This is a genomic window from Dongia sp. (genome assembly GCF_041918875.1).
In the GTDB taxonomy this organism is placed as follows: Bacteria; Pseudomonadota; Alphaproteobacteria; order Dongiales; family Dongiaceae; genus Dongia.
In genome coordinates this window covers 68685-83471 of sequence record NZ_JAYRUV010000018.1, presented here as the reverse complement: position 1 = coordinate 83471, position 14787 = coordinate 68685, and the positions used below count along the sequence as shown (strand labels likewise).

The 14787-nt window shown below is 64.2% G+C and carries 10 protein-coding genes; 5 read left to right on the top strand and 5 right to left on the bottom strand.

Translation table 11 applies throughout. The features are described from left to right. On the bottom strand, positions 1 to 2038 hold a 2038-nt coding region (locus tag ACE3TY_RS17890), incomplete at its 3' end, for a type I secretion system permease/ATPase (protein WP_374655480.1). A gap of 637 nt (positions 2039 to 2675) precedes the next feature. Between ACE3TY_RS17890 and ACE3TY_RS17885 the strand changes: the two genes are divergently transcribed. From ACE3TY_RS17885 to ACE3TY_RS17870, 4 genes are all read left to right on the top strand, one after another. Next, complete coding sequence (locus ACE3TY_RS17885; protein ID WP_374655478.1) at positions 2676 to 3893, top strand: aromatic ring-hydroxylating dioxygenase subunit alpha; 1218 nt, start codon at positions 2676 to 2678, stop codon at positions 3891 to 3893. A gap of 15 nt (positions 3894 to 3908) precedes the next feature. Continuing rightward, complete coding sequence (gene betI, locus ACE3TY_RS17880; RefSeq protein ID WP_374655476.1) at positions 3909 to 4601, top strand: transcriptional regulator BetI; 693 nt, start codon at positions 3909 to 3911, stop codon at positions 4599 to 4601. A 28-nt stretch (positions 4602 to 4629) separates the two neighbouring features. Further along, positions 4630 to 5805: an acyl-CoA dehydrogenase family protein gene (locus ACE3TY_RS17875; protein WP_374655474.1), complete on the top strand. Its 1176-nt coding sequence runs from the start codon at positions 4630 to 4632 to the stop codon at positions 5803 to 5805. A 198-nt stretch (positions 5806 to 6003) separates the two neighbouring features. After that, positions 6004 to 7281, top strand: a complete 1278-nt coding sequence (locus ACE3TY_RS17870; protein ID WP_374655472.1) for an MFS transporter — start codon at positions 6004 to 6006, stop codon at positions 7279 to 7281. Between the two features lie 115 nt (positions 7282 to 7396). Here ACE3TY_RS17870 and ACE3TY_RS17865 read toward each other — a convergent pair whose 3' ends face one another. Then, positions 7397 to 9463: an FAD-dependent oxidoreductase gene (locus ACE3TY_RS17865; protein ID WP_374655470.1), complete on the bottom strand. Its 2067-nt coding sequence runs from the start codon at positions 9461 to 9463 to the stop codon at positions 7397 to 7399. Between the two features lie 128 nt (positions 9464 to 9591). Between ACE3TY_RS17865 and ACE3TY_RS17860 the strand changes: the two genes are divergently transcribed. After that, positions 9592 to 11067, top strand: coding sequence for a M81 family metallopeptidase (locus tag ACE3TY_RS17860; RefSeq protein ID WP_374655469.1), 1476 nt, complete (start codon positions 9592 to 9594; stop codon positions 11065 to 11067). Here ACE3TY_RS17860 and ACE3TY_RS17855 read toward each other — a convergent pair. From ACE3TY_RS17855 to ACE3TY_RS17845, 3 genes are read right to left on the bottom strand one after another with little or no spacing between them, the layout of a single operon-like run. After that, complete coding sequence (locus ACE3TY_RS17855) at positions 11059 to 11982, bottom strand: ribokinase (protein WP_374655467.1); 924 nt, start codon at positions 11980 to 11982, stop codon at positions 11059 to 11061. The genes ACE3TY_RS17860 and ACE3TY_RS17855 overlap by 9 nt on opposite strands. Further along, positions 11979 to 14198: an amylo-alpha-1,6-glucosidase gene (locus ACE3TY_RS17850; RefSeq protein WP_374655465.1), complete on the bottom strand. Its 2220-nt coding sequence runs from the start codon at positions 14196 to 14198 to the stop codon at positions 11979 to 11981. Before ACE3TY_RS17850 ends, ACE3TY_RS17855 begins: the two co-directional genes overlap by 4 nt. Then, the gene (locus tag ACE3TY_RS17845) at positions 14195 to 14785 is read right to left on the bottom strand and encodes a cysteine hydrolase family protein (RefSeq protein ID WP_374655482.1); all 591 of its coding nucleotides are present in this window, start codon (positions 14783 to 14785) and stop codon (positions 14195 to 14197) included. Before ACE3TY_RS17845 ends, ACE3TY_RS17850 begins: the two co-directional genes overlap by 4 nt. Positions 14786 to 14787 lie beyond the last annotated feature (2 nt).

The window sequence follows — 14787 nt, the reverse complement described above, 5'->3', positions numbered from 1 at the left end:
CGATGATCAGCACCGTGCGCCCCCTGGCAATCGCCGCCATATTGTCCTGGATGATGCGCTCCGATTCATAATCCAGGGCCGAGGTCGCCTCGTCGAAGATCAGGATCTTCGGGTTGGTGACCAGCGCCCGCGCGATCGCCATGCGCTGGCGCTGGCCGCCGGAGAGGCTGGCGCCGCGTTCGCCCAGCACCGTGTCGTAGCCCTGCGGCAGCTCCAGGATGAACTCATGGGCGCCGGCGAGCTTCGCCGCCGCCACCACGCGTTCCATCGGCATGCCGGGGTCGCTGAGCGCGATGTTCTCGCGGATCGAGCCGGTGAAGAGCACGTTCTCCTGCAGCACCACGCCGATCTGCCGCCGCAGCCAGGCCGGATCGATGAGGGCCAAGTCCATGCCGTCGATCAGCACCCGCCCCCGTTCCGGCACGAACAGGCGCTGCACCAGCTTGGTGAGGGTCGATTTGCCCGAACCCGACGAACCGACGATGCCGATCATCTGCCCAGGCTGGATCTCGACGCTGAGGTCGGAGAGCACCTCCGGCGCGTCCGGCCGGTAGCGGAAGATGACGTGATCGAAACGGATGGCGCCCTGGAGGCTCGGCGGTGTCGCCTTGTCCGCCCGGTGCAGGGGCTCTGTCGGCGCGTTGAGGATGTCGCCCAGCCTGCTCACCGAGATGCGCACCTGCTGGAAGTCCTGCCACATCTGCGCCAGGCGCAGCACCGGTCCATGCACCTGGTTTGCCAGCATGTTGAAGGCCACCAGGGCGCCCACGGTGAGGTCGCCGGAGAGCACCGCCTTGGCGCCGAGATAGAGCGTCAGCAGCACGGTCGCCTTGTTGATGAGCTGCGCCGTCTGGCTCGCGGTATTGCCGAGCTTGGTGACGCGGAAGGCCGCCGAGACATAGCCCGCCAGCTGTTCTTCCCAGCGCCGCTGCATGCGCGGTTCCACCGCCATGGCCTTGGCCGTCTCGATCCCCGTCACGGTCTCGACCAGGAAGGACTGGTTTTCCGCCCCGCGCGCGAACTTCTCATCGAGCCGCCGCTTGAAGACCGGCGTCACCAGCAACGAAAGGACGACATAGGCCGGGATGGCCGCCATCACCACCAAAGTGAGGGTCGGGCTGTAATACCACATGACGGCGAGGAACACGGTGGTGAACACCAGGTCGATCACCAAAGTCAGCGCATTCCCGGTGAGGAAGGAGCGGATGTTCTCAAGCTCACGGACCCGGGCCACGGAATCGCCCACCCGCCTTGCCTGGAAGTAGGCCAAAGGCAGCGACAGCAGGTGCCGGAAGAGCTTCGCCCCCAGCTCCACATCGACCCGGTTGGTGGTGTGGCTGAAGATATAGGTGCGCATGCCCCCCAGCAGCACCTCGAAAGCCGAGATCACGGCCAAGCCCAGCACCAGCACGTCGAGCGTGGTCAGGCCGTGATGCACCAGCACCTTGTCGATGATCACCTGGAAGAACAGAGGGGTCACCAGCGCGAAGAGCTGCAGCACGAAGGAGGCGATCAGCACCTCCATGAGAATGCGCTTGTATTTGAGGATCGCGGGCACGAACCAGGCGATGTCGAACTTGGCGAACCCTTCGGTGAGGCTCGCCCGCTTGGTCATCAGCAGCAGGCGCCCGGTCCAGGCCTTTTCCAGCTCCGCGCGGGTGAGTGCCACCGGCCGGTTCTCCTCCGGATCGTGCACCAGGGCCTTGGCTTCCTGTCCCTCCCCCGCTGCAACCTTCGCAAGAACGAAGAACCTGCCATCCTTGCTCTGCGCCACGGCCGGCAGCGGCGTCTTGGCGAGTTTCCGCCAGTCGGATGCCACCCAGCGCGCCTTGAGACCCGATTCCCGCGCCGCCCGCAGCAGGTCCGAATCGGAGAGCCCCTCAGGCCCCGGCGCAAAGCGGTGTCTGAGCGCCTGCGGCTCCACCGCCAGGCCGTGAAAACGCAGCAACAGCACAAGGCAAAGCAGCCCGGTATCAGGGACTTGCGGGGCCGCCGCCGATGCGACACCCAATTGTTCCGGCGCTGCCTCTGCGACCACGCCCTACCCCTGTTTTCTCAAGCGTTAGGGATTTCGTCCCGATGTTTCCGGAGAAAACTAAAAGGCGCATACGATCCAGGCAAGTAAATATTCCATTAATCTCTTACCTAAGTTGCGAACTTCCGCTGGATTCTGCTGTACATGTGCTCAACAGCTATAAGTTTAGAATTGAACCAATTAACCTCTGACGACTATCAGCCAGTAAAACTTGATGCAGACGCCTGGATTCGAGACGGCGCCTACAATCGCGTCCGCTATGACCTTCTGGCGCGCCGCGCGGCTTTCTGCTTCAAGGCGGCACACGCGTGCCATTTCTCCGTCCGCGTGGCCATCCTCAGCTGTGCTCTTACGCGCCGTTTAAGTTTTTGTGAAAGATACATCACCGCGAAAAATCTACGGCAAGCCCCCCGCTAAAACTTCAACCGACGGTGCCAAAGCAGGCGCAAATCGGTGCCAAAGCGCTCGGCAAACCACACGCCAGTCCCGAGGAGCGCTCCCCCAACCCCTTGATTCCTTTGTATTTTGATTGAACGACCATTCAAAATATGTTAACTATTGATATGAAATTATTGACTTTATTGTCTACTAGATATATAAGCATCGTCATATAAACGCCGACGACAAACCGGAGCGGACGATGACGATGATGCCGGAAATCAAAGGTGCCAAAACGCAGCGTCATGGCGGCTTGCCGGTCAGCCTGCCGGCCTGGGCCTATGCCAGCGACGAACTCATCGACATCGAGTACGAGAACCTGATCCTGCCCAGCTGGCAGTTCGTCTGCCACATCTCCGAGGTCGCCAATGCCGGCGACTATGCGACACTGGACATGAAGAAGGATTCGATCCTGGTCATGCGCGGCAAGGACATGGCCTTGCGCGCCTTCATGAATGTCTGCCGCCACCGCGCGGCCAAGCTCTTGACCGGCACCGGCAATTGCAAGGCGCGGATCACCTGCCCCTATCATGGCTGGAGCTACGACCTCTCCGGGGAATTGAAGGGCGTGCCGGCCGAAAAGACCTTCCCCGGGGTCGAGAAGGACCGGTTGGGTCTCAAGGAGATCGAAATCGAGATTTTTGCCGGCATGGTCTTTACCCGGATCGTCCCGGGCGGCCCGACCCTGCGCGAAAGCTTCGGCGACATGGCGGATATCGTCGCCGACTACCGGCTGGAGGAGATGGTGCCGGGCGGCGAGGCCTGGATCGACAGCTGGGACTGCAACTGGAAGATCGCGGTCGATAACAATCTCGAAAACTATCACATCCCGATCGGACATCCGGGGCTCAACCGCATGCTGGACAGCGACCTTACCGGCATCATCAACCGGCACGGCGTGGCCTACAGCAAGAGCGTGCTGAAGGGCACGCCTTCGGCCAACCGGGCGGAGCGGATGTACCAGCATCTCGCCAAGGGCGCCTTCACGCATCTGCCGGACGCGGCCCGGCGGACCTGGACCTTCTTCTCGCTGGCCCCGAATATCGGGCTCGACATCTATCCGGACAGCTTCGACATCTTCCAGATCCTGCCCCAGAGCGGCACGAGCTGCGTCATGCGCTATCCCATCTACGTGCGGCCCGGCGCCAGCCGCGAAGAAAAGGCGATGCAGTATTTGAACGCCCGTATCAACCGGCAGGTGGGGCTGGAGGACCGGGAACTGTGCGAGCGGGTCCAGAACGGGATGGGGTCGCACGGCTACGAGCCCGGACCGCTTTCCAATTACGAGCATGCGGTGTTAGATTTCCACAATCGGATTCGCGCCGCCTGCCCCGTCGTCGCCGACGCCAAGGCACCCGTCTCCGGCACATTGCGGCAGTGTAACGACGCCCTGCGAAGCGGAGCCCGGTCGGCGGCCTGAACGAGGCCCGGCGCCATGGCTCGCTTCTTTTGGTCCGACCTGCCGCCCGAATGGGGATCTGGAACCGGTATGAGCCGCGAATTGGCCAAAGAGGCCCGGCGTCGACAGCTCATCGAAGCGACCATCGACGGGATCGCCCGCAAGGGTTTCACCGAGCTGAAGATCGCCGATGTGGCGCAGGAAGCCGGCCTCTCCGTCGGCATCGTCAATTTCTATTTCAAGAGCAAGGACGCGCTCCTGATCGCCACCCTCAAGCATCTGGTCGAGGATTACGAGCAGCATATGCAGGCGATCCTCGCCAAGGCCGGGAAGAGTGCCGCGGCCCAGATCGACGCCATGATCGAGGCCGATTTCGCCCGCACGCATGCCAACCGCAAGCATGTCACGGTCTGGTATGCCTTCTGGGGCGAAACGCGCTGGCGGCCGGAATTCCTGAAGCTCTGCGCCGATCTTTCCACCTCGTTCCAGAAAGCGACCACCGACAGCTTCCAGGCGCTGATCGATGAGGGCGGCTATCAGGGGCTGGATGCCGGGCTCATCGCCCGCGGTTTCAACGCCATGATCGACGGGCTGTGGCTCGACATGCTGCTCAACCCCAAGCAGACCGACCGCGACACGGCCAAGGCCAGCGTGCGCATCTTCCTCGCCGGCCTTTTCCCCAAGGAATTCGGCAGCAAACTGCCCGCCAACGGCAACGCCGCCGCCTGAAGATCGTCTATCCACCGGAGTGACCTCCATGACCATCCCTTTGACGTCCCGCGCCCGCGAGATTCAGGCGCGCGTCCGTGCCTTTGTCGATGCCGAACTCATCCCCTGGGAAGTGCATGCCGAAATGCATGAAGGGCTGGTGCCGGAGCATGTCTGGACGCGCATGAAGGAAAAGGCCAGGGAAGCTGGCCTCGACAATATGGACATGCCGGCCGCGATGGGCGGACGCGGCTATACGATGCTGGAACAGGCGGTGGCGCAGGAACAGACCGGGCGCGTCACCAATGCACTGGGCTGGTGCGCCAACAATCCGCTACGCTGGATGCTGGAAGCCTGTTCGCCCGAACAGATCGACCGCTGGATCAAGCCGCTGATGACCGGCCAGCGTCACGAATGCTACGCCATCACCGAAGCCGGGGCCGGATCGGATGTCGATGCCATCCAGGCGACCGCGCGGCGTGAGGGCGAGCACTACATCCTCAACGGCGAAAAATGGCACGTGACCAGCGCCAATCTGGCCGATTACATGTTCTTTCAGGCCAAGATCGAGGGTGGACCCAATGACGGATCGCATGCCCTGTTCTTCGTCGATCACGGCACGCCGGGCGTCGAGATCGTGCGGACGCCGGCCTACACGCATAATTACCGCGCGCATCACCCGATCTACCGCTTCGCCGATGTGCGCGTGCCGGCAAGCCACCGCATCGGCGCGGAGGGCGACGGGATGGGCTTCACCTATGCCTGGTTCCGCCACGAACGCCTGATGATCGCGGCACGCTGCTGTGGCTCGGCCGAGCGGCTGATCGAGGAGGCGACCGCCTTTGCCAGGAGCCGCATCGTGTTCGGCCAACCCTTGGCCGAGCAACAGGCCGTGCAGTTCATGCTGGCCGACAGCGTCACCGAACTGTTCGCGGCGCGCCTCATGACCTATGAAACCGCGCGTGCCATTGATGCGGGTGCGGATGTGAAGACCGCCCATGCGCAATGCAGCATGGCCAAGCTCTATGCCTCGGAAATGGCCGGCCGTGTCGCCGACCGCGCCGTGCAGATCTTCGGCGGGCGCGGCTATATGCGCGAGAATGTCGCCGAGCGCTTCTTCCGCGAACTGCGCGTCGACCGCATCTGGGAGGGCGCCAGCGAAATCCAGCGCATCATCATCGCCAACGGACTGCTGAAGCGGGGGGCGGAGAGCCTGGTGGGGTGAGGCGAGACCATTCGCCATCTGTCATCCCCCGCGAAGGCGGGGGACCCACGAGTTTCTTTCTTCAGTTGCCGGCGAACTCGTGGATGGTCCGCCTTCGCGGACCATGCCAAGGGAGAGTTGGCCGCCTCACCCTAGCCAAACCCCTGCCCTGCCAGCTACAGTCTCGCCCGGGTTCGGTGCGATTGGCAGGGGTATTTCATGCTGCGGAGCGTTTGGCGGGTGATGCAGCCGGTTCTGCCGGTGTTGATCGGCATCACGCTGATCGAGACGGCGCTGGGCATCCTGATGCCTCTCATCGGCATACAGCTGGCGCGCTGGGGTGTCTCCTCCATCGTCGTCGGCGTCGCCGCTTCGGCCTATTTCGTGGGCTTCCTGGCCGGCACCCTCTTCTGCCAGCGCATCATCAAGCGGGTTGGCCATATCCGTGCCTTCGGCGTCTTCGTCGTGCTGGCGGCCGACGCCACCGTGCTGCATCTGGTTTTCCAGGACGCCTATTTCTGGATCGCCCTTCGCGCCATCGCCGGCTTTGCCCTGGCCGGCGGCTTCGTGGTGATCGAATCCTGGCTCAACGACAAGTCGACCGATGAAACCCGGAGCCGCATCTTCGCCATCTATACCGCGGTGAGCTGGGGCGCTTCCGGTGTTTCGCCGCTGCTCCTCAACCTCGACGATCCGACCGGCATCCTGCTCTTTGCGCTCTGCGTGCTGTGCCTGGCCAGCGCCATGATCCCGCTGGGACTCACCAAGATCGGCAATCCGGTCATCGCCGAGCATACGCATCTCTCGATCCCGCGCCTGTTCAAGGCCTCGCCCCTGGGCGTCGTCTGCTGCTTCGGTGCGGGGTTCCTCAACGGCGCGCTTTACGGCCTGCTGCCGGCCTATATCGACGGCCTCGCCATGGGCGAGAAGGAGCTTTCCTTCCTCATCTCCATCGGCACCATCGCCGTGCTCATCGCCCAGTTTCCGATCGGTCATGCGGCGGACATCCACGGACGCCGGCCGATTATCATCGGCACGGTTTCAGCCTCGGCACTGCTTTGTTTCATCATTTTCGCCACACCGGAACTCCCTTACATGTTCCTGCTGGCGCTGTTCTTCCTGCTGTCGGCCTTCCAGTCGCCGCTTTATGCGCTGGGCATCGGCCAGACCAGCGATTATGTGGCGCGGAAGGATTTCGTCGCGGCCTCGTCGGGCCTGCTCTTCGCCTGGGGTCTCGGCGCCTCGGCCGGGCCATCCTTGGCCGGCCTTGCCATGAACGAGATGGGGCCGCGTGCCCTCTTCCTGTTCGTCGGCTGCGGCTACGCCCTCATCACAGCCTTCGCCCTCTACCGCGTCCTCCGGCGCAAGGCGAAGATGCCGCAAGAGCAGGGCAATTTCGTCGCCGTCCCGCCGGTGCAAGGCGCCTATGGCGCCCCCGAACTCGACCCGCGCGGCGAACACATGCCGCATGTGGGCGCGCGGGTGCAGTCGGATTGATAACTCAAATTCGTCATCCCTGGGCTTGACCCGGGAATCTGAATCGACTGGCCTTTGCCTCTCAGTTGCCAGCTGATGCCCGGGTCAAGCCCGGGCATGACGGAGACCAACTACCTTACGACGTTGCCATGATCGGCAGCGGCCGGCGGAACTTCACTTCATTGGCGTCGTTCGTATCCAGTTCGCGGGCGTAGCGGTGGCCCGCATATACGGCATAGGCGATGAGGCCGGGAGCGAGGCAGTCGCCAATGCGGGTGACCGATTTGATGCCGGCATCCTTGAGGGCTTCCGGACGAGCCATGAGCGCTTGATAGAGCGTTTCTTCCGGCAGCCGGGCCGTCACCGGTACGATAGCGTCGATGGCGACGTAATGCGGTTTCTCGCCATAGGCGGAATCAAGCTGGGCGACATTGTCCTTCACCGCCACCAGATCATGAGCGGTGATGACGCGGACGCCAAGCGCGCGCAGGCGCTTGTTGATGAAGATGACTTCGAGCGTGTTACTGGTCCAGCTGGAGGCGGTATCGCCCGGCGTCACATAGACGACGTCGAGCCCGGCCTTCGCCAGGCGTTCGGCGAGAACGCCCGCCAGATAGAACAGATCGTCGTCATAGACCAGTACCGTGCCGCTGGGCGGCAGGCGGCCTTCCATGATGTCGTCGGGCGAGAACACGTTAGGGCCGTCGAGGCCGGGAATGGCGTGGCCATGCGAGCGGCCGACACCGTCCTTGCGCCAATGGCTGCCGGTCGCCAGCACCACGCGTTCGAAACCCTGTTCCAGGATGTTGGCGGCCTCCATGCGGCTGTCGAGATAAGTCTCAACATGGCTCATCCTGCCGATCTGCCCTAAGCGATAGTCGCGCACGCGGCCCCAGGCGGAAAGGCCTGGCAGGCGCGATTCCTTGTTCACACGGCCACCAAGCTCGGTCGAGGCTTCCGCCAGCGCCACTTCGTAGCCGCGCAGGCCCAGGGCGCGCGCGGCTTCCAGGCCCGCCGGGCCACCGCCGACGATAAGCACACGGTCGCTGGAAGCCTTGGCCGGAATGATCTCCGGATGCCAGCCCTTGCGCCATTCCTCGCCCATGGTCGGATTCTGCGTGCAGCGCAGCGGCGTGATGGTCATATCGCCGGTAATGCAGATATTGCAGCCGATGCATTCCCGTATGTCCTCGATCCGCCCTTCCTCGATCTTCCTGGGAAGATACGGATCGGCGATGGAGGGGCGCGCCGCGCCGATCATGTCGAGGACACCCTTCCTGATGAGCGAGACCATGCGGTCGGGCGAGGTGTAGCGCCCGACACCCACGACCGGCTTGCTGGTCAGCTTCTTGACGAAGGAGGTGAAGGGTTCCTGGTAGCCTTCCTCGGCAAAGCGGGAGGTCTGGGAATCGTATTTCCAGTTGGAGACGTTGACGTCCCAGAGATCCGGATGCTCCGCCAGCATGGCGACGATGTCCTTGGCCTCGCCTTCGATCGAGACACCGTCATCGCCCAGCATTTCCTCGACGGCGAAGCGGACGGCGATGGCGCATTTGTCGCCCACGGCCGATTTGGCCTCCTCGATCAATTCGCGGAACAGGCGCACCCGGTTTTCCAGGCTGCCGCCATATTCGTCGGTGCGCTGGTTGCGGCGCTTCTGCAGGAAATGCATTGGCAGAGAGAGGTCGTGGCCGGCATAGACATAGACAATGTCAAAGCCCGCCTTCTTGGCGCGGACTGCCGCGTCGCGGTGCCAGCGGCGATAGTTGCGGATATCCTCGCGGTCCATGGCGCGCGCCTGGAACGGGTAGTAGTTGGTCGGCTGGTGGCTGGGACCGATCGGCACTTCGCGGCTATAGAGGTTGGAGGCGCTGGGTCCGTTATGGACCAGTTCCACCGCCGCCAGCGACCCGTGGCGATGCACGGCCTCGGTCATCATGGAGAGATAGGGGACGTCGTGATCGTCCCAGATGCGCGCCTCGACATAGGGGGTGACGTCGCCGGAAGGATGGATCTCGCATTCCTCGGTCGCCACGACCGCCCAGCCGCCCTCGGCCTTCATGCCGCGCATGGCGGCATGGCCCTGCGGATGCTGGTGGCCCATGCCGTTGCAATGCGGCACCTGGAAGAAGCGGTTCCTGGCCGTGACCGGACCGATCTTCACCGGCTCGAACAGGATGTCGTAACGTGGGTCGCGGGCCATGGATTTCCCCCTGCCTGAAAATGGGTATGCGGGTCGCGGGCGGAATTTAGACGGGCGCCCGAGATAGACGCAAGCCATGCTTTCCGGCTATTTTCCGTACTTCGCGTTCAAAACAATAGTCTGACTCCATGAAGAAAAAACTGGCGGTTGCGCGACTTTGGTACGAGGGCAATTCCTTTTCGCCCATCGCCACGGGTCTCGACATTTTCCAGGCGCGGGAATGGGTCGAGGGCGACGCTGCCCTGCGGGTTTACCGCGATACCGCGACGGAAATGGGCGCTGTCATCGCCTTTGCCGACAGCCACCCGGATTGGGAGGTCACCTTTCTGCGCTGCGCGGCGGCACCGCCGGGCGGGCCTGTCACCGACAATGCCTTCGATGTCATCCGCGGCGATATCCTCGAGGGGCTGCGCCGGCGGACATGGGACGCGGTCTATCTGTCGCTGCACGGCGCCATGATCACCTGCGGCAATCCGACGCCGGAGCTGGAATTGCTGCAGGAGGCGCGCAGCATCGTCGGCAAGGTGCCGCTGGCCGTGACCTTCGACCTCCATGCCAATCTCGGCCAGGCGATGATCGACCTCGTCGACATCGCCATCGGCTACAAGACCTATCCGCATATCGACATGGATGCGGTGGCGGCGCGCGCGCTCGACCTGCTCGACGGCATGGTGGGCGGCCGGCTGAAACCGGTCGGCGCCATCGCCAAGGTGCCGGCGATCTATACCAGCTTCAACATGCGCACGACCGACGGGCCGATGGCGGAAATGGCCGGCCTTGCCGCCAGGATGCGCGCCGAACCCGGCATCCTGGAAGCGACCGTTTTCGGCGGCTTCGCCTATGGCGATTCACCCTTCGCCGGGCCGACCGCCATGGTCTTTGCCGATGGCGACCGCATGCTGGCCCAGCGCGGCGCCAAGGCGCTTGCCGCGGAGATGGCGGCACGGCGCGACCGCTTCGAACTGAAGCTGCCCACACCGGCGCAGGCTATCGCCGAGGCGCTTGCCATGAAGGGCGAAGGCCCTGCGGCAATCACGGATCCCGCCGACAATCCGCTGTCGGGCGGAATCGGCGACACACCCACCCTGTTCCGGGCGCTGCTGGACACGAAACCCGATGTGCCTTGCGTCTTCGCCTTCTTCTGGGATCCGGAACTGGTCGCCGAGGCGCGCCGCGCTGGTATCGGCGCCACGCTCGACGTGGCCTTTGGCGGCCGCGTCAGCTCCGCCTTCGGCAAGCCGGTGCGCATCAGCGCCAAGGTACTGACCCTGACCGACGGCAAGTTCCGCAATGTGGGGCCGTTCGAGAACAATCTGGCAATCGATGTCGGCAACACGGCCATGTTCGACGTCGAGGGCATCAAGGTGATCGCCACCAGCTCGTGCCAGACGCCGAACGATCCTGCCTATTTCACCCTGCACGGCATCGATCTTGCCAAGGTGCGGCTGCTCTGCGTCAAGGCGAAGAACCATTTCCGCGCCGGCTTCACGCCGCTGACGCGCGCCATCATCGAATGCGACGCGCCGGGCCCCGCCGGTGTCTCGCTGGCGCATTACGATTTCAAATACGCGCCAAGCACGCTCTATCCGCTGAATCTACGCTAAGCTCCTCACCTCTGGCAGGTCGGCAAGGCAGGCTTCGATCGCCACCAGCGTCGGAAGGCTGGGCTGCGCGCCGGGCTTGAGGCAGGCAAGCGCGCCCCCGACGCTCGCGTAACGCAAGGCACCGGCCAGGTCCTGGCCGCGATCCGTGGCGGCAGCGAAGCCGCCGACGAAGGAATCCCCGGCGCCGACTGTATCGACCGGCTTGATCTTCAAGGCGCCCACCGACAGGCAGTGCTGGCTGGAAAAGGCCGCGGCACCGGCGGCGCCCAAGGTGACGATGACAATTGTCTCGCCGGCCCTGGCGATTTCGCGCGCGGCGGTGCGGGCATCCTCGGTCTGCAGATCGAGGCCGGCGGCAATCTGCCTGGCCTCGTTCTCATTCACGATGAGCCAGTCGATGAGGCTGAGGATATCGTGCGGGATCGGGGCGGCCGGCGCCGCGTTGAGCAGGATGCGGGCGCCCTTCGCCTTGGCGCGGCGGATGAGCGCCCAGTTCTCGCCATGCGGCACTTCCATCTGCAGCACCAGCAAGGTGCCAGGCCCCAGCAGCGCCTCGGGGAACTGCGCGGCCTTGGTGCGGCGATTGGCACCGGAAGCGACGACAACATGATTCTCGCCACCCTTGTCGACACAGATGGCGGCAAGCCCCGTGGGCTCCGCGACAGTGGTGAGATGGCCAAGATCGGCGCCGGCTTCGCGCAGATCCATGAGCGCCGTTTCAGCCAGCGGATCGGTGCCGATGCAGCCGATCATCGTCACCGCGGCACCCGCGCGCGCCGCCGCCAGCGCCTGGTTGGCGCCCTTGCCGCCGGCGGTGAGTTCGTAGCCCGGCCCCAGCACCGTTTCCCCCGGCAGCGGCAGATGATCGACCGCGATCATCACATCCACATTGAGCGAGCCGAAAACGACGATCATGGCTGTACCTCGACGATGCAAAGCTGCGGGGCGGCCACGGCGGGCAGATCGATGACGGCCTCGTCGCCGATCTGCCTTGCCGTAATGACACTGGCACCGTAGCTGGCCCGTTTGACGCGTTCCTTGAGGTAGATCTTGCCGCCGCCCGGCGGCGGTTCAAAGGCGAGGCGGTGCGAACCGATATCGACATGGCGGAACCGGCCGGAAATATCGGTGGCAAAGACCTGCCGGTCGTCGAGCGTGAGGGTCAGCCGGCCTTCCTTCGCCGCCATCACCGTCTTGCCGCCGAAGGCATTGATCGGCCCGACCTGCCAGTCGCCTGGCTTATGCGTCACTTCCCAGCCATGCCAGGGCGTCACGTCGAGGAATTCGTTGACGGCGACGATGGGCATAAGCACGCCCCAGCCATAGAAGAGATCGGTATCCGGCTGATCGTCGCCCAGGCCCGTCTCGGCGCTGAAATTCTCCGGGCATTGCCGGCGCGCCCAGCTGGCCTCGAACACCTCTTCCGTATCGGCGGCAAGCGCGGCCGCGATTCCGTCGAAGCCGGCCCGTTTCAGCCCCTGATAGGTGAGATAGTTGAGCGGCGGCCAGATGCGGCCGCGCCAATAGACATTGTCATGATAGGCGGGATCGTCGCGCGTCACCGAAGGCAGGCGCCATTTGCCGCCGAATTTCCGTGGACTGTCCAATGCGGCCAGCAATCCCCGCTGCTGCGCCGTATCGGCGGCATCGGCCAGCAGCGGATAGAAACTGGTCGGCGCGATGCTGCGCACGAACGGACCGCTCCAGCGGCGGTTGGCGAAGATTTCGCGGCTGCCATCCCACAGATGCACCGCGATACGCTGGCGCAAGATTTCGGCCCGCTCCAGCAACCGGCTGGCCGTCGCCTGGTCGCCCAGCGCCTTCGCCCAATCGGCCAGCACTTCGGCATCGACCACCAGCAACGCATTGAGGCCGACATCGAAGGCGTCGATGCAGCCGGATGCCGCGTCGAACCGGCTCTCGTCATGGATCGGTGAATTGTCCATGGAGGATTCGTTCTTGGCGCCAAGCTTGGTGCCCTTGTAGAGCCCGTCGCCGATTCCGGCCGAGGTGCCCCAGCTCATCAACCCCTTCCCGGTCGCTCCCTTGGGGGCGCCATCGCGATGCGTGAACCACCAATCATGGGCGCGCAGCAGTTTCCGGTAGCCGAGTTCCACGAGATCGTCGGCCCCCGTATGCTTCCATATCTTCCACAGAATCAGCGAGCAGACCGGCGGCTGCGAACGGTCGATCCATTGGTCGCGTCCTGTGATCAGACAGGGCAGGTTTCCCTGCGGCGTCTCGGTGGCAAGGACGGCGCGGATATTTTCCCGCGCCATCTGCGTGTCGAGGAAGCTGGAGCCCAGCGCGTGATAGAAGATGTCGGTCAGCCACAGGCCGAAACCGCCGAATTTCTGCGCCACCCAGGTCCGGCTGAGGCTCATATAGGGCCAATCGTTGATGAAATCATGGACCGAGTTCCAGCCCACGATGTCCCGGATGGCATCCAGCGCGCCGTTCGACGGCAGCGCCGGGGCCGGCGCCATGGCGAGTGCCGCCTTGGCCTTTTGCAGCGCCTCCGTGCCGTTGGCGCCGAGCCCCACGGCGAAATGCATCGCCGGCATCTCGTCGAGATTGTAGCGCAGCACCGCCATGCGGCCAGATGTGCCGCGCGAGCCGAGATAGAAATAGCCGAACTCGGCAAGCTCAGCCGCGAGCGCCTGACGATCCTTGTGAAATGTCGCCATGAGGGGCGCCTGGCTGCCCACCACCGCGACGTGGCAACCGTCGATTTCGGCCGCCAGCACGCCGTTCCGGGGATCGAACCGCCAGACGATGTCCTCGCGCCCCTCGACCTCGAAGACCGGCATGATCCAGAAACGCAGGCCCCATTCGCCGAACGCGGTTGCCCGCCAGGCACCGCGCAAGGCACCTTCCACCGGCTGATCCCAGCGCCAATCGAAGCCGGTGCCGCCATGCCGCGCCGAGAAACTGACGTCGCGCGCGGTCACGTCGCGCGGGCCATAGGTGAGCTGGCCCTTCACGGCGGGAAAATCGGTGAAGCTCGCCGCCGCCGCGGCATAGGCCGTGACGGTGACGGTGAGGCCCAGCGGCAGATGCATGATCTGCGCCGGATACTCGCTGCGCCACGTGTTCCAGTGGCGCGCGGGTGCAAGCCTGTCGCCGCTCACCGCCATTGCTCCAGGATTTCGGCGACCGGCGCGCAGAAAACCTGCGATTGCAGCCGGCGCGGAATGATATCGAGAATATGCCTGTGGCCGTCGGGATCGCTGCTGGCCAGCGCATCTTCCGGCATGACGACGAAATAGCCGCGATCGACCGCGTCCATCAAGGTTGCCAGCACGCAGACGTCGGTCTCCACCCCGCTCATCACCAGCGTGTCGGCGCGGCGGTCCTTGAGTGCCCTGGCGAAGGCGGGATTGTGAAAGGCCGAATAGGTCGGCTTGTCGAAAACGGCCGCGTCACTGCTCACCAGCGGCAACAGATCCGGCAGGATGCCCATCTCGGCCCCGGCCGAAAGCGTCGCCCCCGGCCATTTGCGATAGAGCGCCGCCCAGGATCCTTCGGCTTCGGCCGCCGAATGGGCGGAAATGAAACGAGTCCAGAGCGTCGCCATGGGCTTGGCCCTCGCCAGCCTGGCAATGGCGGGGACGATCCTGTAAATGCCGGCAAAACCCCATTGCGGGTTGCTGGCAAAGACTTCCTGCATATCGACGACGATATGCAGGCTGCGGTCGGTCAGCGGCAGGGCGGTCACGG

What these genes read in the sequence shown, in the direction of transcription:
- ACE3TY_RS17885 (WP_374655478.1), top strand. Translation starts at nt 2,676, where the DNA reads ATGACGATGATGCCGGAAATCAAAGGTGCCAAAACGCAGCGTCATGGC.
- betI (WP_374655476.1), top strand. Translation starts at nt 3,909, where the DNA reads ATGGCTCGCTTCTTTTGGTCCGACCTGCCGCCCGAATGGGGATCTGGA.
- ACE3TY_RS17875 (WP_374655474.1), top strand. Translation starts at nt 4,630, where the DNA reads ATGACCATCCCTTTGACGTCCCGCGCCCGCGAGATTCAGGCGCGCGTC.
- ACE3TY_RS17870 (WP_374655472.1), top strand. Translation starts at nt 6,004, where the DNA reads ATGCTGCGGAGCGTTTGGCGGGTGATGCAGCCGGTTCTGCCGGTGTTG.
- ACE3TY_RS17865 (WP_374655470.1), bottom strand. Translation starts at nt 9,463, where the DNA reads ATGGCCCGCGACCCACGTTACGACATCCTGTTCGAGCCGGTGAAGATC.
- ACE3TY_RS17860 (WP_374655469.1), top strand. Translation starts at nt 9,592, where the DNA reads ATGAAGAAAAAACTGGCGGTTGCGCGACTTTGGTACGAGGGCAATTCC.
- ACE3TY_RS17855 (WP_374655467.1), bottom strand. Translation starts at nt 11,982, where the DNA reads ATGATCGTCGTTTTCGGCTCGCTCAATGTGGATGTGATGATCGCGGTC.